Source organism: Amycolatopsis sp. cmx-4-61 (assembly GCF_046548775.1).
In the GTDB taxonomy this organism is placed as follows: Bacteria; Actinomycetota; Actinomycetes; order Mycobacteriales; family Pseudonocardiaceae; genus Amycolatopsis.
This window is the reverse complement of sequence record NZ_JAEBEI010000033.1, coordinates 33,432-55,595: the sequence shown is the minus strand read 5'-3', so window position 1 is coordinate 55,595 and position 22,164 is coordinate 33,432. Positions and strand designations below refer to the sequence as shown.

General features: G+C 68.9%; 26 protein-coding genes. 19 read left to right on the top strand and 7 right to left on the bottom strand.

Annotation, left to right across the window (positions count from 1 at the left end; translation table 11 throughout):
* From ACLJOU_RS45075 to ACLJOU_RS45050, 6 genes are all read left to right on the top strand, one after another.
* A partial coding sequence (locus tag ACLJOU_RS45075) for a fumarylacetoacetate hydrolase family protein (protein WP_410575437.1) occupies nt 1-391 on the top strand: 391 nt, incomplete at its 5' end.
* A complete protein-coding gene (locus ACLJOU_RS45070) occupies nt 385-846 on the top strand; it encodes a fumarylacetoacetate hydrolase family protein (protein WP_410575436.1) in 462 nt (153 codons plus the stop codon). The genes ACLJOU_RS45075 and ACLJOU_RS45070, both read left to right, overlap by 7 nt.
* Nucleotides 847-890: 44 nt before the next feature.
* Nucleotides 891-1,463 carry a VOC family protein gene (locus tag ACLJOU_RS45065; protein WP_410575435.1) on the top strand — a complete coding sequence of 191 codons (573 nt, stop codon included), beginning with the start codon at nt 891-893 and terminating at the stop codon, nt 1,461-1,463.
* Nucleotides 1,464-1,622: 159 nt separating this feature from the next.
* The gene (locus tag ACLJOU_RS45060; RefSeq protein ID WP_410575434.1) at nt 1,623-2,075 is read left to right on the top strand and encodes a hypothetical protein; all 453 of its coding nucleotides are present in this window, start codon (nt 1,623-1,625) and stop codon (nt 2,073-2,075) included.
* A 17-nt stretch (nt 2,076-2,092) separates the two neighbouring features.
* The gene (locus ACLJOU_RS45055; RefSeq protein WP_410575433.1) at nt 2,093-2,224 is read left to right on the top strand and encodes an FAD-dependent monooxygenase; all 132 of its coding nucleotides are present in this window, start codon (nt 2,093-2,095) and stop codon (nt 2,222-2,224) included.
* Between the two features lie 280 nt (nt 2,225-2,504).
* On the top strand, nt 2,505-2,681 hold the full coding sequence (locus ACLJOU_RS45050) for a hypothetical protein (protein ID WP_410575432.1): 177 nt from the start codon (nt 2,505-2,507) through the stop codon (nt 2,679-2,681).
* A gap of 61 nt (nt 2,682-2,742) precedes the next feature.
* Here the strand turns inward: ACLJOU_RS45050 and ACLJOU_RS45045 are convergent, their stop codons facing one another.
* Nucleotides 2,743-3,411 (bottom strand): TetR family transcriptional regulator, encoded by a 669-nt coding sequence (locus ACLJOU_RS45045; RefSeq protein WP_410575431.1) that lies wholly within the window; start codon nt 3,409-3,411, stop codon nt 2,743-2,745.
* 114 nt (nt 3,412-3,525) lie between these two features.
* Here ACLJOU_RS45045 and ACLJOU_RS45040 point away from each other — a divergent pair, with 114 nt between their 5' ends.
* Nucleotides 3,526-4,437 (top strand): cyclase family protein, encoded by a 912-nt coding sequence (locus ACLJOU_RS45040; protein ID WP_410575430.1) that lies wholly within the window; start codon nt 3,526-3,528, stop codon nt 4,435-4,437.
* 127 nt (nt 4,438-4,564) lie between these two features.
* Nucleotides 4,565-5,206 carry a carbonic anhydrase gene (locus tag ACLJOU_RS45035; protein WP_410575429.1) on the top strand — a complete coding sequence of 214 codons (642 nt, stop codon included), beginning with the start codon at nt 4,565-4,567 and terminating at the stop codon, nt 5,204-5,206.
* A 505-nt stretch (nt 5,207-5,711) separates the two neighbouring features.
* Here the strand turns inward: ACLJOU_RS45035 and ACLJOU_RS45030 are convergent.
* From ACLJOU_RS45030 to ACLJOU_RS45020, 3 genes are all read right to left on the bottom strand, one after another.
* Nucleotides 5,712-6,014, bottom strand: coding sequence for an ABC transporter permease subunit (locus ACLJOU_RS45030; protein WP_410575428.1), 303 nt, complete (start codon nt 6,012-6,014; stop codon nt 5,712-5,714).
* Nucleotides 6,015-6,435: 421 nt separating this feature from the next.
* Nucleotides 6,436-7,608, bottom strand: a complete 1,173-nt coding sequence (locus ACLJOU_RS45025) for a flavin reductase (protein ID WP_410575427.1) — start codon at nt 7,606-7,608, stop codon at nt 6,436-6,438.
* Between the two features lie 87 nt (nt 7,609-7,695).
* A complete protein-coding gene (locus tag ACLJOU_RS45020) occupies nt 7,696-8,409 on the bottom strand; it encodes a GntR family transcriptional regulator (RefSeq protein ID WP_410575426.1) in 714 nt (237 codons plus the stop codon).
* A 160-nt stretch (nt 8,410-8,569) separates the two neighbouring features.
* Between ACLJOU_RS45020 and ACLJOU_RS45015 the strand changes: the two genes are divergently transcribed.
* The 8 genes from ACLJOU_RS45015 to ACLJOU_RS44980 all read left to right on the top strand — a co-directional run bounded on the left by ACLJOU_RS45015 (nt 8,570) and on the right by ACLJOU_RS44980 (nt 16,684).
* On the top strand, nt 8,570-9,097 hold the full coding sequence (locus tag ACLJOU_RS45015; RefSeq protein ID WP_410575425.1) for a nuclear transport factor 2 family protein: 528 nt from the start codon (nt 8,570-8,572) through the stop codon (nt 9,095-9,097).
* Between the two features lie 68 nt (nt 9,098-9,165).
* The gene (locus ACLJOU_RS45010) at nt 9,166-10,428 is read left to right on the top strand and encodes a hypothetical protein (protein ID WP_410575424.1); all 1,263 of its coding nucleotides are present in this window, start codon (nt 9,166-9,168) and stop codon (nt 10,426-10,428) included.
* A gap of 96 nt (nt 10,429-10,524) precedes the next feature.
* A complete protein-coding gene (locus ACLJOU_RS45005) occupies nt 10,525-11,592 on the top strand; it encodes a quinone oxidoreductase family protein (protein WP_410575423.1) in 1,068 nt (355 codons plus the stop codon).
* The gene (locus ACLJOU_RS45000; protein ID WP_410575422.1) at nt 11,589-13,169 is read left to right on the top strand and encodes a bifunctional 3-(3-hydroxy-phenyl)propionate/3-hydroxycinnamic acid hydroxylase; all 1,581 of its coding nucleotides are present in this window, start codon (nt 11,589-11,591) and stop codon (nt 13,167-13,169) included. The genes ACLJOU_RS45005 and ACLJOU_RS45000 overlap by 4 nt, the downstream gene beginning before the upstream one ends.
* The gene (locus tag ACLJOU_RS44995) at nt 13,166-13,507 is read left to right on the top strand and encodes a cupin domain-containing protein (protein ID WP_410575421.1); all 342 of its coding nucleotides are present in this window, start codon (nt 13,166-13,168) and stop codon (nt 13,505-13,507) included. The genes ACLJOU_RS45000 and ACLJOU_RS44995 overlap by 4 nt, the downstream gene beginning before the upstream one ends.
* Complete coding sequence (locus ACLJOU_RS44990; RefSeq protein ID WP_410575420.1) at nt 13,507-14,637, top strand: DUF3500 domain-containing protein; 1,131 nt, start codon at nt 13,507-13,509, stop codon at nt 14,635-14,637. The genes ACLJOU_RS44995 and ACLJOU_RS44990 overlap by 1 nt, the downstream gene beginning before the upstream one ends.
* A complete protein-coding gene (locus tag ACLJOU_RS44985) occupies nt 14,634-15,503 on the top strand; it encodes a fumarylacetoacetate hydrolase family protein (protein WP_410575419.1) in 870 nt (289 codons plus the stop codon). Before ACLJOU_RS44990 ends, ACLJOU_RS44985 begins: the two co-directional genes overlap by 4 nt.
* The gene (locus tag ACLJOU_RS44980; protein WP_410575418.1) at nt 15,500-16,684 is read left to right on the top strand and encodes a CaiB/BaiF CoA transferase family protein; all 1,185 of its coding nucleotides are present in this window, start codon (nt 15,500-15,502) and stop codon (nt 16,682-16,684) included. The genes ACLJOU_RS44985 and ACLJOU_RS44980 overlap by 4 nt, the downstream gene beginning before the upstream one ends.
* Before the next feature lie 5 nt (nt 16,685-16,689).
* Here ACLJOU_RS44980 and ACLJOU_RS44975 read toward each other — a convergent pair whose 3' ends face one another.
* Nucleotides 16,690-17,292: a TetR family transcriptional regulator gene (locus ACLJOU_RS44975; RefSeq protein WP_410575417.1), complete on the bottom strand. Its 603-nt coding sequence runs from the start codon at nt 17,290-17,292 to the stop codon at nt 16,690-16,692.
* A gap of 122 nt (nt 17,293-17,414) precedes the next feature.
* On the opposite strand from ACLJOU_RS44975, the gene ACLJOU_RS44970 reads away from it, so the two are divergent.
* From ACLJOU_RS44970 to ACLJOU_RS44960, 3 genes are all read left to right on the top strand, one after another.
* Nucleotides 17,415-19,154, top strand: a complete 1,740-nt coding sequence (locus ACLJOU_RS44970) for a CocE/NonD family hydrolase (protein ID WP_410575416.1) — start codon at nt 17,415-17,417, stop codon at nt 19,152-19,154.
* 17 nt (nt 19,155-19,171) lie between these two features.
* Nucleotides 19,172-19,876 carry a hypothetical protein gene (locus ACLJOU_RS44965; protein WP_410575415.1) on the top strand — a complete coding sequence of 235 codons (705 nt, stop codon included), beginning with the start codon at nt 19,172-19,174 and terminating at the stop codon, nt 19,874-19,876.
* A gap of 377 nt (nt 19,877-20,253) precedes the next feature.
* Entirely contained in the window at nt 20,254-20,769 is a 516-nt protein-coding gene (locus ACLJOU_RS44960; RefSeq protein ID WP_410575414.1) for an NUDIX domain-containing protein, read from the top strand.
* 21 nt (nt 20,770-20,790) lie between these two features.
* Here ACLJOU_RS44960 and ACLJOU_RS44955 read toward each other — a convergent pair whose 3' ends face one another.
* Both ACLJOU_RS44955 and ACLJOU_RS44950 read right to left on the bottom strand, forming a co-directional pair.
* Complete coding sequence (locus ACLJOU_RS44955; protein ID WP_410575413.1) at nt 20,791-21,000, bottom strand: hypothetical protein; 210 nt, start codon at nt 20,998-21,000, stop codon at nt 20,791-20,793.
* Nucleotides 21,001-21,379: 379 nt separating this feature from the next.
* On the bottom strand, nt 21,380-21,751 hold the full coding sequence (locus tag ACLJOU_RS44950) for a hypothetical protein (protein ID WP_410575412.1): 372 nt from the start codon (nt 21,749-21,751) through the stop codon (nt 21,380-21,382).
* Between the last annotated feature and the right edge of the window lie 413 nt (nt 21,752-22,164).

The following is a 22,164-nucleotide window of genomic DNA, read 5'->3' as shown; positions in this document are numbered from 1 at the left end:
TGTCATGCGCATCGTCAACGCGGGAGGCCGGGCGTGCCTGGTCGTCGGCGACGGCATGATCGACGTCGAGTCCGCCAGCGGCGGCAGCCTGCCCGCCGATCCGCAACGCCTCTACGACCAGTGGGACGACCTGCGCGATTGGGCCGCCGGCCATACCGACAGCGTCACGCGCCCTTACCGCGCCGAGCTGCTCGGACCACCCGCACCCCGCCCCCGGCAGGTCTTCGCAATCGGTCTCAACTACCGCGAGCACGCGGCCGAGTCCGGGATGGACGTTCCCGACACCCCGGTCGTGTTCACGAAGTTCCCCGCCTCGATCACCGGGCCGTCCGCGCCCGTCACCCTGCCGCCCGGCTCGGTCGGCTTCGAGACGAACTGGTCGTCGTGCTGAGCCGGGAGTCCTACCGGGTTCCGGCGTCGCAGGCGTGGGAACACGTCGCCGGCCTTACGCTGGGCCAGGACCTGTCGGAACGGGAACTGCAGCTGAAGCCACCCACCCCGCAGTTCACCCTCGGCAAGTCCTACCCCGGCTTCGCGCCGATGGGGCCGCAACTGGTCACCGCCGACGAGTTCCCCGATCGCGACGACATCGGCCTGGGCTGTCACCTCAACGGCGAGCAGATGCAGAAGTCCCGCACCGCCGACATGATCTTCTCCGTCGGCGAGATCATCGCCTACCTCTCCTCCATCCTCCCCCTCTACGCCGGCGACGTCATCTTCACCGGCACCCCGGCCGGAATCGGCATGGCCCGCAAGCCCGCCCGGTTCCTGAGTCCCGGAGACGAACTGGTGACCTCCGCCGAGGGCATCGGCTCGATGCGCACGCAGTTCGTTTCCCAGCCTTGACCACCGCACCCGGACCTTCGCTCAGCGCCGAGAAAGGAAGCCCGATGTCCGCCGCCCCCAAGTTCGCCCACGTGGTGTTCCAGACCAGCCAGGCCAAGCAGATGCGGGACTGGTACTGCGCCGTCCTCGACGCCCACGTCGTGTACGAGGACGACAACCTGACCTTCGTCACCTTCGACGAAGAACACCACCGCATCGCGCTGCTCAACTCCCCCGTGCCGCTGGAACGCAAAACTCCGGCCACCGCGGCGATGCACCACGTCGCCTACACCTTCGACCACCTCGACGACCTGCTCGCCCGCTACGAATCGTTGCAGGCCAAGGGAGTCGCCCCGGCGGTGTGCATCGCGCACGGGGTGACCACGTCGATGTACTACCAGGACCCGGACGGCAACTTCGTCGAGATGCAGGTCGACAACTTCGCCGAGCCCGACGAGGCGACCGCCTACATGAACGGGCCCGAATACGCCGCCGACTCGGTCGGTCCCGCGTTTGACCCGCAGACCATGCTCGAAGCCCGCCGCAGCGGCGCCGACGTCGAGGAACTGACCAACCGAGCGTGGTCGCTCAAAGCCGACCTCCCCAACCCGATGTCGGTACTTGTCGGCGCCCCCTGAACCAGCCCGGCAGTCGCCGTCGTCTTCGACCGCCGCCCGCGACCTTCACCGCTGGCTTCACGTTGGCCTCCGTCGACGCCGCACACCTCGACACGACCGACAGTCACCCCCCTACCCGGAGGCGCACCGATGACAGTCACCGAATGCCTGCTGTGCCGGATGGAAGACATCGACGACTCCGCGATCGTTTTCCGCGACGAGCTGTGGGCCGCTGAAGTCGTCCCCGCCTTCGCCGTCCCAGGCTGGTACATCCTGCGAGCCCGCCGGCACGCCGAACGGATCACCGGCCTCGACGATGACGAATTGAACTCACTCGCGCGGCGCGCCCGTGACCTCGTCGCGGCGGTCACCGAAGTCACCGGGGCGCCGGCGACCTACCTGCTCGTGTTCGGCGAGAACTACCCCCACTTCCACGCAGTCGTCACCGCCCGAGGCGAGGACGTCCCCCAGCAGCTTCGCTCCGGCGACATCCTCAAACTCGTGCCCGACCACGTCAACCCCTCAGGCCGTCAGTCTGGTTCCCGCGATCCGGGACGCCTACGAACGCGCCGCCGCACTCCACGCCGCAGGACAGTAGGAATGCCTGATCGACGCACAACATCGCGCAGATGAGCCAGGGAGGAGGGCACGTGGCAGTACCGAACTTCCGGCCGGATCCCGGCGGCCGATACGACGTCGCCATCGTCGGGTACGGACCGACCGGCATGGTGCTCGCACCGCTGCTCGCGCAGCGCGGCCACCGGGTCGCGGTCCTCGAGTAGCACGCGGGGCTCTACAATCTTCCGCGGGCGTTGGCCTTTGACGACGAGACGATGCGTATCTTCCAGAAAATTGGCATCGCCGACGTCTTCGCACAAGGCGCGACGCCCCGGCTCGTCTACGAGTGGTGCACCACCGACGGCCGAATTCTCGCGCGACACGTTCGCAAAGCGTGCACCAGGAATGGGCCGGTAAGGCGGTCAGATTTTCAGCTACGGAGGCAGCGGTGCCGGAACACGCGCGGTCCAGCAATTGAAACAGGTCGCCACGACACTGCGGGTGGTGCCGATCTTCGAGTCGATCAACGTCCCGTTCACGGCTCAGAAACTCACGGCCCAGGGCGAGGTGTCGGCCGATCCCCTGATGGAGGGTGCCGCCGCAGTCATGCTCGATGAGCTGCTCCGGGTGACCAAGGCGCTGCGACCCACGTTCCGCGACAACGACTCCGCCCCTCACTGAGGCACTGTCCCGCGAACGCCGAGCGCGCGAAAAGCCAGTCCCGGCTCGGCGTGGGGCAGCCTCACGCGTCCACGATCGCCTGCAGCGCGAGGCCGTAGTACCGGGCCACCGCGTCGTGATCGGCCGACGCGAGCGGCTCCATGAGCAGGATATAGCGCGTCATCGCGAGCCCGATGAGCTGAGTAGCCACCAAGCTCGCCCGCAACCGCGCGTCCTCGCCTGTGATCACCTCGCTGAGCGCCTGGGCCACGACCGAGGTCGCGGTGTGGCGCAGCCGCTCAGCGGCCACGCCGTGAACAGCAGCAGACCGGGCCATGGTCATGAGCGCCGGGCGTGCCGACAGGTCGTCCCACACGGACAGGTGCGCACGCACCATTCGTTCCCCCACACCCTCACGGCCACCGCGTGACGCCGCCCCAAGGGCTTCCTGCATCTTCGCCGGCAACTCCAGCGCCTGCAGGAACAGGTTCTCTTTCGTACCGAAGAAGTGGTGCACGAGGGCCTGGTCCACACCCGCCACGTCCGCGATACGACGCAGGCTGGTCCCGTCGAACCCGCGCTCGGCGAAACAGTTCTGTGCGGAGGCGAGGATCACCTCACGCGTGCGCGTCTGCCCACGCCTCCGGCCTCCGGCGTGCTTGATCACCGATCGCGCCGCTGCGGCTGCCGGTGCACCCGCCCAGCGACGATCGGAATCGCTCGCCTCGCCCGCAACGCTGCTACCTCCCACACCGCCATCATAACCGTCTTCACCCAGTATTCACCAACTGACGAACTCATCGTGTGCTGAGTTATCATGATGCGAGTCAACTATCAGCCGCACACCCAAGACGAGGGACGAGACATGGCGATCACACCTAGCACTGACACCGACGAACACCAAAGCACAAAGGACTTACCGGACAACCGGGGAAGGTGGGGCCTGAACGATCAACTCGGCACGCTGAACCTCATCACCGACGCCGCCAGAGCACGCGCCGCCGCCGAGGTACGCACCGGACGCGCGGTGTCCCTGGCACAGGCGATCGAACCAGCCCTCCTCGGCAGCGGCCCCGACGCTCCCGTCAGTCAGCCCGCGTCGCCAGTCCAGCAAGTGCTGACTTACACCGGCTCTCCCGCGATAGCTGCCGTGGATGTCATAACGGTCGCCAACCACCATCGTGGGTCGACCCACATCGACGCTCTCGTCCACGTGCCGCACAACGGCCAGGTCTACCCCGGGCGACCGTTGTCCGAGAGCCTCACCTCTGGCGGGGTCGCGCACGCCTCCACCACGGCGTTCGCCGCCGGGATCGTCACCCGGGGAGTCCTGCTCGACCTGGCGTCGGACGGACCGCTGGCACCGCGGTATGCGATCACCGCCCGCGACCTCGAGGCAGCCGAGCAGCGCCAGGGCGTGCGTCTGGAGGCCGGGGACGCACTCGTCGTCCGCAGCGGCTGGACCGGAGGACCACAGCCGGGCAAGGCGATGCCCGGTATCAGCCTGGACGCCGTCCGCTGGATACACCAACGTGGCGCAGCGCTCTTCGCCGGGGACGCCGGCGATGCCCATCCGCCGCTGGACCCCGCGTGCCCGCTCCCCCTGCACCAGGTCGCTCTCCCGCTCATGGGGATGCCTCTGATCGACGTCGCCGAACTGGAAGAACTCGCCACCGTCTGTGCCGGATTGAACCGCTGGTCGTTTCTCCTCACCGTCGCGCCCCCACGGATCCACGGGCTCACCGGAGTGCCGGTCAACCCCATCGCGATCTTCTAGCCAGATCGGCCGCGGAGAGCGATGACGTGCCTGCTACGCGACCGCATCCCTCGCGCGGAGAGCGCTCATGGACACGCGGCCAATCATGGAGGAGATACCTTCCAGGTCTTGGCTTAGGCTGCGGGTCATGACCAAGATCGAAACCTTGACCCCCGCTGAAGCCTTCGAGCTGCTGCTCGCCGGCAACGGAAGGTTCGTTGCGGGCGTTCCGGAACATCCGAACCAAGACGCAGCGCGCCGGGCCCAGATCGCGCCGGGCCAGCGTCCGTTCGCCGTGTTGTTCGGGTGTTCCGACTCCCGGCTGGCGGCGGAGATCATCTTCGATCGTGGCCTCGGGGACTTGTTCGTCGTGCGCACGGCGGGCCACGTGGTGGGCGCGGAAGTGCTGGGCAGTATCGAGTACGGGGCGGAGGTGCTGGACTGTCCGTTGGTGGTGGTCCTCGGCCATGACTCGTGCGGCGCAGTGGGGGCTGCCTGCACTGCGCTGGAGGACGGGATCACACCGGCCGGTTACATCCGGGATGTCGTCGAGCGCGTGACGCCCAGTGTGCTCGCGGCGCGCGCCGCCGGCCGCATGGAGGCTGACGAGATCCTGGCTGAGCACGTCCGGCACACGGTTGACCTGTTGCTGGACCGCTCCCGGGTGCTCGCCGAGCGGGTCGCCGCGGGCCTGGGCGCCATCGTGGGCCTGCGCTACCGCCTGGCCGACGGCCGCGCCGACGTGGTCGCAGCCCGAGGTCTCGACATCAGTGCAGACTCCGTCCCCTGACCCGGCTTCGCCAGCCATCGCACAACCGTCTCACCGCGCGCTCGGTGCTGCCCCCCACTCGCAGGGCCGGGGTCCCGCAGGCGCAGCGGGACGTAAGCGGACACCGCGCGGGCCCTGGCGGCGACGGCTTCGAGAGGGCGGGACCCTGGCAGCGCGCCAGGCCGGCCCCCCATCCGCGCCAGGTCGGCGCCCGAGCGGCAGCCACTCCCGCCGCCGCGAAGCCTACCGCCGCTGCCGGTGTCACTCGGAGCACGTCTCTCCGCGTTCACGGTGCCGATCCACCCATACCGTGACGGTCGCCATGAATGCGCTTGTCCTTGACAGCTGCCGCGGCGAGTCCGCTGCGCCAGAAACGTTGCAACGCCAGGAAGACAAGGATCAACGGCACGATGGACAGCAGGGATCCGGTGACGACGACGGCTTTGAGGTCGGGGTCGCGGGCAATCTGGGTGTTGAGGGTGTAGAGGCCGAGAGGTCACCGGGTACAGGCGGTCGCTGGTGAGCATCACCAGCGGGAGCAGGAAGTGTTCCAGATCGCGACGAAATGGAACAGGAAGACTGCCACCGAGGCGGACGCCATCAGGCGCAGGCTGACGACGAAGAACATGTGCAAGTCGCCGGCGCCGTCGATGCGGCCGGCCTCGAGCAGCTCGTCGGGGACCGATGCCGCGGCGTAGACGCGCGCGAAGTAAACCCCGAACGGGCTGATCATGCTGGACACCAGCACCGAGCAGACGGTGCTGGTCATTCCGCCGCCGGCCAGCATGAGGTACAGCGGTACGGCGAGCGCAGTCGGCGAAACCAGCACACCCGCGAGAATCGCCGAGAAGGTCAACGATCGCCGCGGAAGCTGAACTTCGCCAAGGCGTATCCGGCCATCGACGACAGCAGCGTAGCTGCAGCCGCGCCTACGACGGAGTACAACGCGCTGTTGGCCAGCCCCGCAAGTAGAGGCCGTCCCCGAACGTGACGGTGTCGTGCAGATCGCGGCCAAGGTGGACGTCGGAGAACCACAGACCGAAGGTGGCCGACAGGTCCGACGCGGACTTGGTGGCGGAGACCGCGCAAATAGTGTGTTCCCAACCCGGCGAGTGAACCCGAATCGCTGAGGTGCGTGTCGAGCCCGTTGACGTTGAACGGACGGCAGTGCTCTTCGGTCAAGTCGGCGCCACAGGTTCGGAGGCTTCGGCCTCACCGTGTCGCGGACAGCCACGTCGTCGGACCGTCGTTCACCCAGGAGTGCCAGTCATGGCAGCCGCGGCAGCAACTCGCCTCAGGCCGTTGATCCAGGCCTCGACCTGTTCGGTCGGCGCGGATTTCGGCATCCCGGTCATCCGCAGAGCCATAGGGGGCAGGTCCGCCATGGTGGGGACCGACACCACGATCGATGCGAGGTCGTAGCGACGGCCGACGATGAGGTCAGGACAAAAGAGATCGACGAGATCGGCGGTCGCCTGCCGCACGTCGCGTTCCTGTCGGGGTAGCCGGTCGGACTGCTCGAATTCGGTCAGCACGGCTCGATGACGCTGCAGCAGCTTTGGCTCGGCGGCGAGGAGCGAGTAGCCACGATCACGCACTGCGTCGAGCAGCTTGCGGTGGCGAGTGCGCCGGTCTCTACTGTCGTCGGGTGCACGCTGCATCCAGGCCTCGATCTCCGTGGGTGTCGCTTTCGCCATGAACACGGCGCCGAGTGGAGGGATGATGGGTTGCCGATGTCCGAGCGGAACGGTCTCGGACGCTCGTGCGCCATTGGCAGTGAGCACTTGCACCGCGTCGCTGCCGATCTTGGCGAGGACGCTGCAGTCGACCGCGAAGGCGAGGCTGAGTTCCTCGATCTCCGATCGGATCGTCTCGGCGAGCTGCGCTGCCTGGATCAGCTCTGGATCTGGAGCGGCGATGAACGATCCGGTCGAGAACTTTCCGTATCCGCCCTGAAAGAACAGCAACGGCAAGGTCGGCCGGGTGACGCCGAGCTCTTGCACGCGTCCGAGGACGATGAAGTGGTCACCCGCCTCGCGCACGTCCTCGAACGTGCACTCGATCCAGGATACTGCGCCGTCGAGGACGGGTGAGCCGAGTGGTCCCGGCCGCCAGCGCACGCCGTCGAACTTGGCCGCGCCGGCGGTCGCCATCTGGCGGCACAGCGGTTCCTGGTCGGACGCCAGGACGTTGATGCAGAACGTAGCGGCGTCCCTGAACCGCGCGAAGCTCCTCGAGCTCCTCGCGGGAAAGAAGGCGATCAGAGGCGGATCGAGGGAGACCGATGTGAACGTTCCGACGACCATGCCTTCCGGGATGCCGTCCTTGGATACCGCGGTGACGACGGCGACCCCAGTCGGGTAGTGACCGAGCGTCTCGCGAAACAGTGCAGGGTCGATCGTCGCGTTGCCGGCGTCGGCCATCGTGCGCTCCTGTTCGCAAGCTTTAACATGTCTCTGAAGATCTGTGACATGTTAGAACTGTCGCCAGGTGTCGTGTCAAGCATCGCTTCACCGTGGCGGCAGGACGCTGACCTCGCTGCTCATCACCGAGGGCCACCTGATGATGGCCCGGAGCACGTGCTGGTGGACGTCTTCGATGTAGCGCCTGGCATGCTCGGCGGCCTTGTCCACATCACGCTCGTCGAGGATGTGGCGCACCCAGTGGCCGGCCGGCGCCGTCGCGGCGTTGGTGTGATCCGAGGTGAGCAGCAGTGCTCGAATGCGGCTCATGTCGCCCATGAGCCGCTGGAAGAAGTTGATCAGATAGGTGTTCCCGGCGGCCTCGGCCAGGATTGCGAAGGTCCGGTTGACCACGTCGATGTCGAGGAGGGCCGACGGTGATCCGCCCTGCTCCTCGGCGAGCACGTCCAGTTCGTCGAACGCCGTCCGTGCCGCGTCGAGCTGGGCTTCACTCGCCTGGCGCAGGCCGAGCCGGATGAGCTCGGGCCCGACGATCCCCCAGACGACGAAGAGGTCGTCGATGGACTTCGGCGTCAACGGCGTGACCTGGTAGCCCTTTCGGGGCAGGGTGCGGATCAAGCCTTCGTGATCGAGGCGGGTCAGGGCGTCGCGCAGGGGCGCGGTACTGAAGCCGGTGTCGGCCGCCAGTTGCTTCTCCGTAAGCCGCTGACCAGGCGCCAGACGGCAGGCGATGATGTCGCCCCTCAGCTGGCGGTAGGCGGTCTCGTTCAGCGAGACGCGGGAGTCGGACACGTCGGTCACCAGGTCACCCCGTCGAGTTGTTGCTTGCAGTGGAGGACCACTGGGCCCATCAGACTACCGGTGAGCGAGTCGAGATTGCGTCTTGACACGCTGGCATGACCAGTCTAGACATGACACAAGCATTCAGTAACATTTCACAGTTGAGATGGAGACTAGCAGCGTGGCTGACACCGAGGACAAGGCAGCGATCATCGAGCTGCTCAACCTGTACGGGTTCGCGCTGGACGCGCACGCGTGGGACCTGTTCGACCTCGTCTTCTCCGAGGACGTGACCGCCGAGTTCGGTCCGGCCGGCAACGCGTGGGTGGGTCTGGAGAACTTCAAGCGGTCTTTCGCGGAGTTCCACCAGACGCTGGACAGCCACCAGCACACGATGATGGGGCAGCTGGTCCACGTCGACGGCGATCGCGCCAACGCGTTCAGCTACGGGAACTGGCTGCTCATCCGGGAGGCGGCCGAGGACGGCCCCGCATGGACGGGCACCGGCTGGTACGACGACGAGCTCGTCCGCACCGAGGCCGGCTGGCGCATCCAGCGACGCGTCTGCCGGCTGATGTCCTGGACCGGCAACCCGTTCGTGCCCGAACCGAACGCCGAGCACCGGCCTGACATGAAGCTCAACGTCCTGCGTGAGCACGCCGAAGCCGGTCGGGTCGCCTACCTCAACGCCATCAAGGCGACCCGGTGACGGCGACAGCCGAGAGCAACGGCAAAGTCCTGCAGCCCCTGAACGACCGACCCGACACGGAGACCACGATGCTCGTCACCGACGACAGGCCCGCCACGCTCGTCGCCGTCCTAGAGAAGGTGCACGAGCTCGGACCGACCCTGCGCGCCGCCGCGCTGGAAGCGGAACGCGCCGGCCGCCACTCCGACGCGACGATCGCCGCGCTCGACGCCACCGGCGCCTTCGACATCGCCAGCCCCGCGGAGTTCGGCGGCGCCGAGCTCTCCGTTCGGGACCAGCTCGACGTTATCACCGAGGTGTCGTCGTGGGACGGCTCGGCCGGGTGGACGGTGTGGGTGGCGGCCTCGACGAACTGGATCCCGGCCGGCTCGGGCGCCAAGGTCGTAGAGGAGGTCTACGGTCCCGCGTGGGTCGGGCCTCGCGTAGCCGGATCGAGCCACTTCCCGGCGTCGCGGGGGCGCGCGGAGCGGGTCGACGACGGCTGGATCGTCTCCGGCGGCCCCTGGACCTTCGGCAGCGACGCGCTGTGGGCGCCGTACACGAACTTGGGCTGCATGGCCGACGATGGCGACGGCCGCTACCTCGTCGGGGTCCAGGTCCCCCGCGACGAGCTGCGGTTCCTCGATGACTGGCAGGTCGCCGGCATGCGCGCCACGGGCAGCGTCTCCATCACCCTCTCGGCCGACGAGCTGTTCGTCCCCGCCTACCGCGTCGTCGACTTCCGCGACATCGTGGCCGGCACCCTGGACAACGGTCTTGCCGGATCGCTGTGGAAGGCCCCTTCGCTCGGCTGGGCGTTCAGCCTCATGGCCGGCATGTCGATCGGGATCGCCCAGGGCGCACTGGCCCGCTTCCTCGAGCGCTCCGCAGGCCGACCGATCCGCGGCACGACGTACAAGAACCAGCTCGAGGCGCCGCTGACGCACCTCATGCTCACCGAGGTTCACAGCAAGATCCGGTCGGCGACGCTGATGGCGCAGGCCAATGCAGCCGAGACTGATCGCCTGGGCGAGCTCGCCGCCGCCGGTACACCCGCGTCACCGGAATACCTGCAGCACTTCAGCGCGCGCGTCCTCGCCGAGACCGCCTACGCCGCCAAGTGGTGCGCCGAGGCGATCGAGCTGCTCCAGCGCAACTCCGGCTCCACGGCGATTATGGATTTCGAACACATCCAGCGGGCCTGGCGCGACGCGCGTGTTGTCACGCTCCACGGCGCGTTGAATCTCGAAGCGCTGTCTGAGAACTACGGGCGTCTCATGGCCGGTATCCAGCCTCACGACTTCGCCGGGATCACCACCCTCAACCGGTCCGCTGCACCCAAGGCCGGCTGACCCGAAGCCGTTGCTACATCAGCATTTTTCGGAGCTTTCCTGCAGTAAGGCTGCAGGTCGCCGGCGCCCCATCAGCCCCGAACGGAGCCACCAACCATGCCGCTCGCCAGAGATGTCGGCGTCGTGAGCGCGGCATCAGAAGTCCAGGCATCGGGAAGCGACTCGGTGCGCGCGGTCCTGGTCGACGCCCCGGCCGCCGAGCCGCGCCTGGGCACGGTAGTGCTGCCGCGCCGAACGGCCGGAACGACACTGGTCGCGGTGGCCGCAGCGCCGCTGAATCCGCTGGACCTGCTCATCGCCTCCGGGGCGTTTCACTCAGTCCGTCACGAAGCCCCCTATGTTCCCGGCAGCGAGTGCGTCGGCGTCGTGCTCGAGTCCGACGCGCACGCGCCCGGCTCCTGGGTGTACGCGGAATGCCACGCCGCACCGGGCACGCCGGGAGCGTTCGCCGATCGGGTACTCGTGGCCGACGCGGACGTGCTCCCGCTCCCCCACGGCATCGACCCGGTCTTGGCCGCCGCGGTCGGGAACGCAGGCACCGCGGCGTACCTGCCGCTGGTGGAGATCGCAGGGCTGCGACGCGGCGAGTCGGTACTGGTGCTGGGCGCCACCGGCGCCGTGGGTCAGCTCGCGGTTCAGATCGCCCGGCTGGTGGGCGCAGGGCGGGTGATCGGCGTCGGCCGGGACCACGCAGCGCTGCAGCGCGTGCTCGATCTCGGCGCTGATGCCATCGTCGCCCTACAGCCCGGCGAAAGCCGAGACGACTTGGCTGCCCGGCTGCGCGCCGCCGCAGGACCGGTGAACGTCGTCCTGGACGGGATCTACGGGTTGCCCCTGGAGGCCGCCCTGCAGGTCTGCGCTCCTCGGGCGCGGCTGATCAACATCGGCAACCTCGCCGGTCCCACGGCGCAGGTTCCGGCCGGGTCGATGCGCGGCAAGCAGCTGGTCCTGTCCGGTTTCGCCGGCCTGCACGTGTCCTTGCGCGACAAGCAGCCGGCGCTGAGCTGGCTGTGGGCAGAGATCTCGCGCGGAGGCCTGCAGCTGGCGACCCGCGTCTTCCCTCTCGACGAGCTGCCGGCCGCGTGGCGGGCGCAGTCGGACTCGCCCCACGCCAAGTGCGTCATCGTCCCCGACGCGCGTCTCAGCACCGGAGACCGGGCATGACCACGCTCCCGGCTCCCGAGGTCGACTGCCTCGTCGTAGGCGGTGGCCCCGTCGGCCTGCTCACCGCGATCCTGCTGGGTCAAGCGGGAATGCAGGTCGCGCTCGTCGAGCGCTGGCCGCAGCGGTACCCGCTCCCCCGTGCCTGCACGATCGACCACGAAGCACTGCGCATCCTGCAAGCCGCCGGGGTCATGGCCGACCACGCCGACCTCTTTGCACCGTCACAGGGTCCCCGCGGCGGCTACCAGTTCCGCAACGGCGACGGCGAGCTGCTGCGGTCGATCGACTGGAACCGTCCGGCCGAATCCGGGTGGGCCAACACCAACGGCTTCCACCAACCCGACCTCGAAGCGGTCCTTGAAGAGATCGCCGACGCCACGGCGGGCGTGACCGTGCACCGCGGCTGGGTGTTCTCCTCCCTCGCTCAGGACGCCGAGGTCGTGTCGACGCAACTCATCTCCACTACAGAACCCGCGATGACAGCCACCGTTCGCAGCCGATGGCTCGTCGGCGCCGACGGCGCGAACAGCCCGGTGCGCACTCAGCTCGCGGTGGACGTCGGCGACTCGGGCTTCGAGGCCGACTGGCTGGTCATCGACTACCGGCCGCTGCGCGAAGAGACGTGGGATGCCTTCGTCGTCCAGTACTGCGATCCGCACCAGCCGGCCACCGCGGTCAACAGCGGACCAGGTCGCCGCCGCTTCGAGTTCATGCGCCGCGACGACATGCCGGCCGAAGAGCTGGCGCAGGAGGCTACGGCCTGGCGGCTCATGGCCCCCTGGGGAGTCACCCCCAGCAACGCCGAGCTGGAACGGCACGCCGTCTACACCTTCCGGGGCCGTTGGGCGCAGACCTGGCGGGTGGGCCACGCCTTCCTGGCCGGCGACGCCGCGCACCTCATGCCCCCCTTCCTCGGCCAAGGCCTGTGCGCCGGACTCCGCGACGCCCGCGCGCTGGCCTGGCGCCTGGGCATGGTGCACGCCGGCCTCACGGACCCGGACGTGCTGGACACCTACGGCCCGGAACGAGCAGGCCACGTCCGCGAGATCATCGACGAAGCGGTCGCTGCCGGACGCGTCATCTGCGAACTCGACCCCACACGAGCCGCAGCACGTGACACCGAGCTGAAGCGGCAAGCAGCCGCCGCCGTGGAACCGCCGCACCCTCGCTTGGGCACACCCTCGATCACAGTCCCCAGCAAGGGTGTCGAGGGGCGGCTGGCACCTCAGGGACGGATCGCGGTCGCCGGTCGAACCGGCCTGTTCGACGACGTCGTCGGCGGCGACTGGCAGCTCGTGAGCCGGGCGGGCGATCCAGGAGAGCTGCTCGACGAGGAAGCCGCGTCCTGGTTCCGCAAGATCGGCGGCAGCATCACCGACCTGTCCCCGACCGGCTCGGTGCGCGACCTCGACGGCGCCTACAAACGCTGGTTCTCCCGGCACGACTGCACCGCATTCCTCGCCCGCCCGGACTTCTACGTCTTCGGCGCCGGCGACCACACCGACATCCCACGCCTCGTCTCACAGCTGCGCCGCGCGCTGCAGCCCCACCCCACCGAAGGGAAGCACCTGCGATGACCATGCGCGTCACCCGGCTCACCGAGGCCGAACGCTTCGATCCACCCGGCCACACCGGTGTCGGGCCGGTGCGCCTGCAAGGCGGCGCGTCGACCCCGACGAAGGACGTGACCGTCGTGCTGTCGCACTACCTGCCCGACGGGCAGGCGGAAATGAGCGAGCAGCCAGTCGAAACCGTGTACGTCCTCGTCAGCGGCGAGCTGGTGATGGTCAGCGACGGTGAGGAAGCCACCCTCCACCCGTACGACTCCGTCCACTTCACCGCCGGCACCCGCCGCGAGGTGGTCAACCGCAGCAAACTGCCGGCCAGCATGCTCGTCATCCGGCCGGCCGTCTGATGACCGATCTCTCGCCGCACACCGAGCTCCCGCGCGAACACCGCCCCCGAGCCGGCGGCTCCTTCGACGCGACCGTGGTCACCTTCGCCGCGATGGGCCTGTTCGACCGCCTCACCGGCGACCAGCGGATCCGGAGCCTGCTGCCGCACACCGACCCTGGCCGCACGCACTGGAACTTCCTGCCCGAGTCCGGCCGGCACGGCCTCCCGCTCGGCGAGTTGGACCGCCACCAGGAGGTTTTGGCGCACCGGCTCATCGCCGAGTCGATGTCGCTGCCCGCCTACGCACGCGTGGTACAGGTGATGAGCAACGAACACGTGCTTCGCGAGCTCAACCTCCCCGTTTTCGGCCACGTCGCTGCCACGTTCCGCGACGCCCGCGGCTACTTCCTGACCTTCTTCGGTCAGCCGCAACCCGACACCACCTGGGGCTTTCGGCTGGTCGGGCACCACCTGTCGATCAACGTCACCGTCGTCGATGGCGACCTGCTGAACGCCACACCGTTCCTGCTGGGCGCCGAGCCGGCGCGCATCGGCCCGTTCCGCATCCTCGGCGAAGAGGAGGACGCCGCCTTCCTCCTGCTCGACGGCCTCACCGCCGACCAGCGGGCGCAAGCGGTCATCCACGACAAGCCCCCGGCGGACTTCGTCACCCGCACCGTGCCCCGCATCGGGGAGGTCGAGTACCCGGCCTACCACGGCGTTGGCCGCCGCGACGCAATGATCACCGACGACGACCGCAAAGCGCTCGCGTATTTCCGCGCCCACCCCCGCGGCATCCGCGTCGGCGACCTCTCCGCCTCCCAACGGGCCTGCTTCGACGACCTGCTGGCCAAATTCGTGCACCGCGCCCGCCCCGGACTGGTCGACACCGAGATGGACCGCATCGCGGCCGCCGGCGGCGTCGGCGAACTGCACTTCGCGTGGGCCGGGGGCACCACCATCGACCTGCCGCACTACTTCCGCATCCAGGGCGGCGCCACCCTGATCGAGTTCGACAACGCCGAGGACAACGCCAACCACGTGCACAGCGTCTGGCGCGACCCATCCAACGACTTCGCCGCCGACCTCCTCATGCAGCACCACCTCGACACCCCGCACGGCGCCCACCACGAGGAGGCACACCGATGAGGATCGTGGGTGTCCGCCGGGGCGGCGGACCGGTCGAGGTCGCGTCGCTGTCCGACGACGGCGCGCAGGTTACGGTGCTGGCCGGGCTGGACGAGTTCTGGGCCGACGCAACCAACTGGCTGTCCCGGGGTCCGGACGGACCGACCGTCGCGATCGCCGACGTGCGTCAGGTTCCGCCGGTGCTGCCCGGTGCACGGGTGATCTGCATCGGGCTGAACTACCTCAAGCACGTTGCCGAGGGCAGCTTCCGCGATCAGGACCTGCCGCCCTACCCGACGCTGTTCGCCCGCTGGACGGCATCGCTCACCGTTGGGGACGCTCCGATCCCCGTGCCCGCCAATGAGGAAGGCATCGACTGGGAGGGCGAGGTCATGGCGTACGTGGGGTCGACGCTCGTCGACGCCACGCCCGCCCAGGCGCTGGCCGGCGTCGTCGGCTACTCGACGTTCAACGACGTGACGTCGCGGCGGGCCCAGAAGCTCACCAGCCAGTGGATCCTCGGCAAGAACGGCGACAGCTCCGGACCGCTCGGCCCGATGGTCCCGGCCGCCGAGGTCGGCGACCTGCGCGACGGCCTCCGCGTCCGGACGCGGGTCAACGGCGAGGTGGTCCAGGACGGTTCCACTGCCGAGATGGCCTACACGGTCGGCGACACCCTCTCGCTGATCTCGCACACGTTCACGCTCCGGCCCGGGGACCTGCTGGCGACGGGAACGCCGGCCGGCGTCGGCTACGCCCGTACACCGCCGTGGCTGCTGCACCCGGGCGACGAGGTCGAAGTCGAGGTCGAGCGGCTCGGCACCCTGCGCAACCCGGTCGTATCCAACGATCACCGCCTCGGCCCGCTCGTCCGGAGCGGGCAGTGAGCCGCCCGGCCGGCACGAACGGCCCTCTGTCCGGCGTCCTCGTCGTCGACCTCAGCCGCGCCCTCGCCGGTCCTCACGCGACGATGATGCTCGGCGACATGGGTGCCCGGGTCATCAAGGTGGAGGCACCGGGCGTCGGTGACGAGTCGCGTCAGTGGGGCCCGCCGTTCGTGGGGCCACCGGACGACCCGGTATCCACCTATTTCCTGTCGGCGAACCGCAACAAGCAGTCGATCCAGCTCGACCTCAAGTCCGACGCCGGGCGGCGTGATCTCGAGCGGCTCGTCGAGCGGGCCGACGTCCTCGTCGAGAACTTCCGGCCGGGTGCGTTGGAGCGCCTCGGTTTTGGCCTCGATCGCCTCAACGAGCTCAACCCCCGCCTGGTCCTGCTGTCCATCAGCGGGTTCGGCCACGACGGTCCTGAGGGCGGGCGGGCCGGCTACGACCAGATCGCCCAGGGCGAGGCCGGGCTGATGTCCCTGACCGGCCCGGGTCCGGACGAACCCACGAAGGTCGGTGTGCCCATCGGCGATCTGCTCGCGGGGATGTACGGAGCCTTCGGGGTCGTGTCCGCCCTGGCCGAGCGGGCGGACACCGGCCGGGGCGCCGTCGTGCGGACGTCGCTGCTGGCGGCGATCGTCGGAGCCCACGCGTTCCAGGGCACCCGTTGGACCGTGGCCGGTGAGGTGGCGCGCGCCCTGGGCAACCAGCACCCCACGATCGTCCCTTATGGAGCGTTCGCGACCCGGGACGGCACCATCCAGATCGCGGTCGGCAACGACCACCAGTGGCGTGCTGTCGCACTGACCACCGGGCTCGACCCGACGGATCCGCGTTTCGCGACCGCCCGCGACCGGGTTCTGTACCGCGACGAGCTGACCGCTGTCCTGGAAAACCAGCTGAGCGAGCGCACTTCCGCGGGCTGGCTCCGCCGGCTCGCCGAGGCCGGTGTCCCGGCGGGGAAGGTGCGCACGCTGGACGAGGTCTACACCTGGGACCAGACCCTCAGCCAAGGTCTGGTCATCGACGTCGACCACCCGGTCCTCGGCACGATCCGGCTGCCGGGACCGCCGCTGCGGATGGCGAGCCTCGACGGCGCCGAGGTTGCGCGGACCCACACCGCTCCGCCTGCGCTGGGCGAGCACGACGAGGAGATCCGCGCGTGGCTGGACGCCGGGTGAAACCGTCAGCCGGTCAGGACCTGCTGGATCGCGGGGCCGACGGTCGCGACGATCTGTTCGGTGTCGGCAGCGGCGATCACGGGCACCCCGATGATCCGCCTGCTGGTGACGATGCCGACCAGCATCGCGGCGGCCAGGCCGGCGCGCAGCATCGCATCGCCACCGCCACCGGCGCCGTACAGCAACCGGGACTGGATGAACTCGCGCAGCTGCACGCACGCGTTCTCGTTGCCGACCGCGCCGCGCAGCATCGCCATCAGGGGTTCCGACTCCTCGGCGCTGCCCTCCCACGCCCTGAGGTAGGCACGCACCACGCGTTCGCCGAGGTGCTCGTCCGGCCCCTCGAAAGCCGTTTCGAACCGTTCCAGCGCCGACGCCGGGACGGCCATGACGGCGGCGAACAGGTCGTCCTTCGAGCGGAAGAACTGCATCACCTGGGAGGCGTCCACCCCGGCGTCGGCGGCGATCCGGCGGATCGTGGTCCCGGCGAAGCCGTCACGGGCGAACCGCGCTCTCGCCGCGTCGAGCACGGCTTGCCGGGTACTGCCGGGGCCGGGCTTGCGGCCGCGACGGGCCCTCGTCGCCGGCGCCTCCTCCTGGGCGGTCATCCGGACGAGTGTAACGGCCACAGCTTTTTCTCCACAAGCGTTGAGTTTTTCCCGGGTCGGCCGTACGGTCGAAACAGGCAAGACCGCGGCACCAGGACGTGCCCGAGCGAGAGGAGCCCGTCGTGAGCAATGACCAGAAGGTGTTCGTGCCGTCCCAGCCGCTGCCGCCCGCCCGGACCGGGGTGCTGACGCCGTTCGAGCCGGGCACCCGGATCCTCGAGGCCGGCTTCCGCCTCGCCCCGCCGTTCCGCCCGCTGCCGGTCGACGTCGTCTTCGAAAAGGACGTCGCGGTGCAGCTGCGCGACGGTGTGACCATCCACGTCGACGTGTTCCGCCCGGCCGGCACCGAGCCCGTGCCGGTGATCGTGGCGTGGAGCCCGTACGGCAAGGGGCAGGGATCCTCGGCGAGCGTCATGGGCGTCTTCGGCATGGTCGGCCTCGACAACGGGATCGTGTCCGGGCTGGAGAAGTTCGAAGGCCCGGACCCCGCGTACTGGTGCGCCCAGGGCTACGCGATCTGCAACCCCGACATCCGGGGCGTCGTCGACTCCGAGGGCGACAGCGTCCTGTGGGACCGCCAGGAGGGCCGGGACTGCTTCGACCTCATCGAATGGCTGGCGCAGCAGCAATGGTGCACCGGCAAAGTCGGGATGAGCGGCACGTCCTACCTCGCGGTGGCGCAGTGGTTCACCGCCGCCGAGCAGCCGCCGCACCTGGCGGCGATCAACCCGTGGGAGGGCGTCAGCGACGTCTACCGCGACCTGGTGATGCGCGGCGGAATGCCCGACACCGGGTTCACCCGCCAGCTCCAGGAGGGCAGCTTCTTCGGCAAGAACCGCAAGGAGGACCTCCTCACCGAGGCCGAGCTCCACCCGCTCGCGGACGACTTCTGGGCGCACAAGGTTCCCGACTTCGACCGGATCACCGTGCCCGCCTACGTCGTGGCCAGCTACTCCAACACCCTCCACACCGCCGGCACCTTCCGCGCCTGGCGCCGGATGGCCAGCCCCGAAAAGTGGCTGCGCATCCACAACACCCAGGAATGGCCCGACTACTACGACAAGGCCAACGTCGAAGACCTGCGCCGCTTCTTCGACCACTACCTCAAGGACCTCGACAACGACTGGGAACGCACACCCCGGGTCCGCTACTCCGTCCTCGACCTGCAAGGTGGCGACCAGGTCAACCTCCCCGCCGACACCTTCCCCCCGGCCGACGTCACCGCGACCAGGTACTACCTCGACGGCCGCACCCGCACGCTGACGACCACCGTCCCCGCCGGCGAGGCCGCTGTCTCCTACCCGGTTGCCGCGAACCCAGCCGCGGCGTCCTTCCTCGCGCGCTTCGACGAGGACACGGTCCTCGTCGGCTACCCGAAGGCACACCTGTGGGTCGAGGCCCGCGACGCCGACGACATGGACCTGTTCGTCCTCGCGCAGAAGCTCGACGCCCACGGCACACCCCTGCAGACCTTCACCGTCCCCAACCGCACCGCGATGGTCCACGACCTCACCGACCACGGCGCATCGATCCTGCGCTACAAGGGATCGGACGGACGGCTGCGCGCCTCGGCCCGGCACTTGGACGAGAAACTGTCCACCGACGACGTGCCGGCCCACACCTTCGACCGGGTCGAGCTCCTCTCCCCCGGCGAGATCGTCGACGTCGAGATCGACCTGCTCCCGATCGGGCTGTCCTTCCGCGCCGGCGAGCAACTGCGCTTCGTCGTCAGCTCCCGCAACCTCCTGGGCACCCTCATGCCCGGCATCCAGGAGTACACCGGCGCCAACCGCGGAGAACACGTCATCCACACCGGCGGCGAACACGCCTCCTACCTGCAACTCCCCGTCCAGACCCGCTGACCAGCGAAGGGACCACCATGAGCAGCGACACAGCGACCATTGACAGCAGCAGTGCCACGGCAGCGTGGGTCCACCTGGCCAGCGAACAGGATGACAGCACCGTCGAGCGGTTCGAGGTCCGCGCCGCCCAGCGTGCCCTCGCGCTGCTCAAAGCCAAGCTCGGCCGCGAGCGCCTCCTCGACCTCCTCGCCGACGAGATCGCAGCAGGCGAGGCCTATTTGCGCGACCACGTCGCGCGCTCGGCCGGCGAAGAGACAACCGGCACGACGACGCTGCACGCGCATGGCATCACCGCGGGACAGTTCACGGACTGGCTCTCGCGGGCCTTCGGGCGGGAGGACGTCCTGCTCGCCGGACACCCGGAGCACTACTCCATCCACGCCAGCGGCGGCCGGGTCAACATCGTCGAGACCCTCGGCGACCACGTTTGCTCGTTCTACATGCGCGAGTGGGACGAGGCGGCGACCCCGGCAGCGCAAACCGGCCCCGACGCGACATACGGCCGCCGCTCGCGCATGGTGCTCGAGGACGGCACGATCGTCGGCGGCATCACCAACTCGTTCACCGACGTCGAGGGCGGCTTCACCGCCAGCCTCTCGGTGACGCTCCCGGCCTCGTGCAGCCCGACGGTCGTCGAGCACCACCTGGAGCACTTCGCGGTGGAGTTCCACAACTGGATCATGCGAGCCGCATCGGAATCGTCGGCGCGCTCCGGCGGCTGAGCACAACCCGCCAGCCGCACGGCTGTTGATCTTGCGCTTTCCGATCCGATCGGCCGGATCCATCACGTGGCCCGTGGCCGACTGCGGTCCTGGTCTTGCGACAAACTGCCTGGCCTCAAGATCGGGCGTTACGCCCTGGTCTGCATCGGCGCCGTGGTCGTGGGCGACGTTTCCCAGCACGCCAAGGTCCTGGGCAATCCGGCTCTCGTCGTCGGCTGGGTCTGCCGCTGCGCGGCGACTCTCGACGGCGACCTCCGGTGCCCGCGGTGCGCGCGAACCTACGAAGTTGTCGCTGACCTGCTGATCGAAGTGGGCCCTGGCGGGTGGAACGACGCCGGTCCCGAATGGGCTCGGCGAGGTGGGTAGCGTCGCCGCGCATGACCCAGGTATGGCTGCCACCCTCCGAGTACTACGCAACGCTGCCCAAGCAGGCGGCCAGCGGGGGCGTTCTCTTCCGCGACACTGAGGGCCGCGTCTTGCTCGTTGAGCCCAACTACGGTTCCGAGACCTGGGAGATCCCCGGCGGCGGTCTCGACAACGACAGCGAGTCCCCGTGGAAGGCCGCGCGCCGCGAGGTCAACGAAGAGCTCGGGCTCGACGTGGTGCCCGGCCGGCTGCTGGTCGTCGACTGGGTCCCGCCCCAGCCGGACGGCCGCCCCGCCCTGGAGAACCACGTGTTCGACGGCGGAGTCCTCGACGAAGCCCAGATGGCCTCACTGCGCCTGGTAGACCCGGAACTGAAACGCTGGAAGTTCTGCACCCGCGCCGAAAGCGGAGGCATACTGAAACCACACCTTGCGCGGCGAGTCACCGAGTGCCTCGACGCCCTGAACACCGGCCGGACTCCCTATCTGGAGAACGGGTTCGACCCGGTCGCGCTCGAAACCTCCTGACGTTGCCGCCTGCATCACCGGCTAGCTGTAGCGCCAGGTTCTCTCGTCGGGGTACCACGCTCCGGGCGGGGGTGTCGGCTGCAGGAGCGGCGTGATGAAGGCATCGGCGAGCACGAATGCGCCGCCGAGCGTCCGCAGATTGCTGTGCAATGCGCCGACACCGTGTGCCTCGCCGGCGTACCCACGCGCCCAGTCCTCGGCGGGCACGGCGAACCGGTCAGGGAACCGCACGGGCGTTCCCGCGTCTCGACCGAAGCGCCCATCACCAAGGGATACCCGGATGATGCGCCGTCTCCCTTCGAGGTCCCCGCGGGCGGCGTCGGAAGTGGCCGGACCATTCGTTGTTCTCGCACGATTTTGCCTGCTGCGGCTAACTGGAGCGACGTTCCGGTCGGAGTGTCACAGGAAGTGGGACCGGCGCACGTCTCCAGTCGCGTGGCCGGCCGCACCCGCGCCGGCGTCACCCGAGGCGCGGCGTGCCCGGGACAGGGAACCGGAGTGTGCAGCTCGCTCCCTGTTCCGGGCACGCAGTTTGACGCTCGTTCACGACACCGGGACCCGCGCCTCGAGCCGGCTTCCGCACACGCAACGGGCGGCCGTGGCGCGGAACTCAGTTGCCCTGGCTCGTTCCGCCGTCGGCCACGCCACCCGAGGCGCAGTTGTACGGGTTCGCACCGTCGGCCTCGTGCGCCCCCGGCGACAGGATCGGCACGCCGATGCCATTGAGCGAGTGCTGGATCGGAACCTGCACGCCGAGAACGTTGACGTTGTTGCCGCAGATGCCGGGGGTGACGTTGACGTTGTGCAGCAGGTCGGTGTTGTTGAGGTTCAGCAGCCCGACCTGGCCGTTGTAGTCGTAGCCACCGTAGTGGTGACCGTGGTGGTGCCCGTGACCATCGGGCGTGTCCGCAGCAGCGACACCACCGGCCAGGAACGCGCCCGCGGCCACCGTGGCCACGACAAAACCAGCCTTCTTCAGCATGGGTTCTCCTCGAATAGATCGGTCTCGATGCGCAGAACGGCGGCGAGGTGTGTGCGCCGTCCCGCGTGGGCGCAAATCTACTGAGCAACCGATCGAGACCCCGGCTTGATTCCCCGATCGCGTGGGTAGAAAAGCCCGCGACCGTGGATGCTGTGCCCCATTCGAGTTGACGCCCTTTGCGTCTATTCCGAACTCGACGTCACTGTCATCTCCGGCACCGCAGGGTCACCTGCACTGCTCGGACCCACCTTCTCGACCCACCGCTGACTCGCGGCCGCTATACGTCCGCGCAGATCCCCAATCTTGGTGCTGTCGCTCGGATATGGGCCGCGGTCGCTGTCGAGTCGTGCGCCGGTCAGTGAATTGGCCCGGTACGTCCCACCTCGGCGGAGTCGGCGCCGAAGCGGTCTACC

What these genes read in the sequence shown, in the direction of transcription:
- ACLJOU_RS44995 (WP_410575421.1), top strand. Translation starts at nt 13,166, where the DNA reads ATGACCATGCGCGTCACCCGGCTCACCGAGGCCGAACGCTTCGATCCA.
- ACLJOU_RS45005 (WP_410575423.1), top strand. Translation starts at nt 10,525, where the DNA reads ATGCCGCTCGCCAGAGATGTCGGCGTCGTGAGCGCGGCATCAGAAGTC.
- ACLJOU_RS45035 (WP_410575429.1), top strand. Translation starts at nt 4,565, where the DNA reads ATGACCAAGATCGAAACCTTGACCCCCGCTGAAGCCTTCGAGCTGCTG.
- ACLJOU_RS44985 (WP_410575419.1), top strand. Translation starts at nt 14,634, where the DNA reads ATGAGGATCGTGGGTGTCCGCCGGGGCGGCGGACCGGTCGAGGTCGCG.
- ACLJOU_RS45065 (WP_410575435.1), top strand. Translation starts at nt 891, where the DNA reads ATGTCCGCCGCCCCCAAGTTCGCCCACGTGGTGTTCCAGACCAGCCAG.
- ACLJOU_RS45040 (WP_410575430.1), top strand. Translation starts at nt 3,526, where the DNA reads ATGGCGATCACACCTAGCACTGACACCGACGAACACCAAAGCACAAAG.
- ACLJOU_RS44990 (WP_410575420.1), top strand. Translation starts at nt 13,507, where the DNA reads ATGACCGATCTCTCGCCGCACACCGAGCTCCCGCGCGAACACCGCCCC.
- ACLJOU_RS45025 (WP_410575427.1), bottom strand. Translation starts at nt 7,608, where the DNA reads ATGGCCGACGCCGGCAACGCGACGATCGACCCTGCACTGTTTCGCGAG.
- ACLJOU_RS44975 (WP_410575417.1), bottom strand. Translation starts at nt 17,292, where the DNA reads ATGACCGCCCAGGAGGAGGCGCCGGCGACGAGGGCCCGTCGCGGCCGC.
- ACLJOU_RS45060 (WP_410575434.1), top strand. Translation starts at nt 1,623, where the DNA reads ATGGAAGACATCGACGACTCCGCGATCGTTTTCCGCGACGAGCTGTGG.
- ACLJOU_RS44965 (WP_410575415.1), top strand. Translation starts at nt 19,172, where the DNA reads ATGAGCAGCGACACAGCGACCATTGACAGCAGCAGTGCCACGGCAGCG.
- ACLJOU_RS45000 (WP_410575422.1), top strand. Translation starts at nt 11,589, where the DNA reads ATGACCACGCTCCCGGCTCCCGAGGTCGACTGCCTCGTCGTAGGCGGT.
- ACLJOU_RS45010 (WP_410575424.1), top strand. Translation starts at nt 9,166, where the DNA reads ATGCTCGTCACCGACGACAGGCCCGCCACGCTCGTCGCCGTCCTAGAG.
- ACLJOU_RS44950 (WP_410575412.1), bottom strand. Translation starts at nt 21,751, where the DNA reads ATGCTGAAGAAGGCTGGTTTTGTCGTGGCCACGGTGGCCGCGGGCGCG.
- ACLJOU_RS44960 (WP_410575414.1), top strand. Translation starts at nt 20,254, where the DNA reads ATGACCCAGGTATGGCTGCCACCCTCCGAGTACTACGCAACGCTGCCC.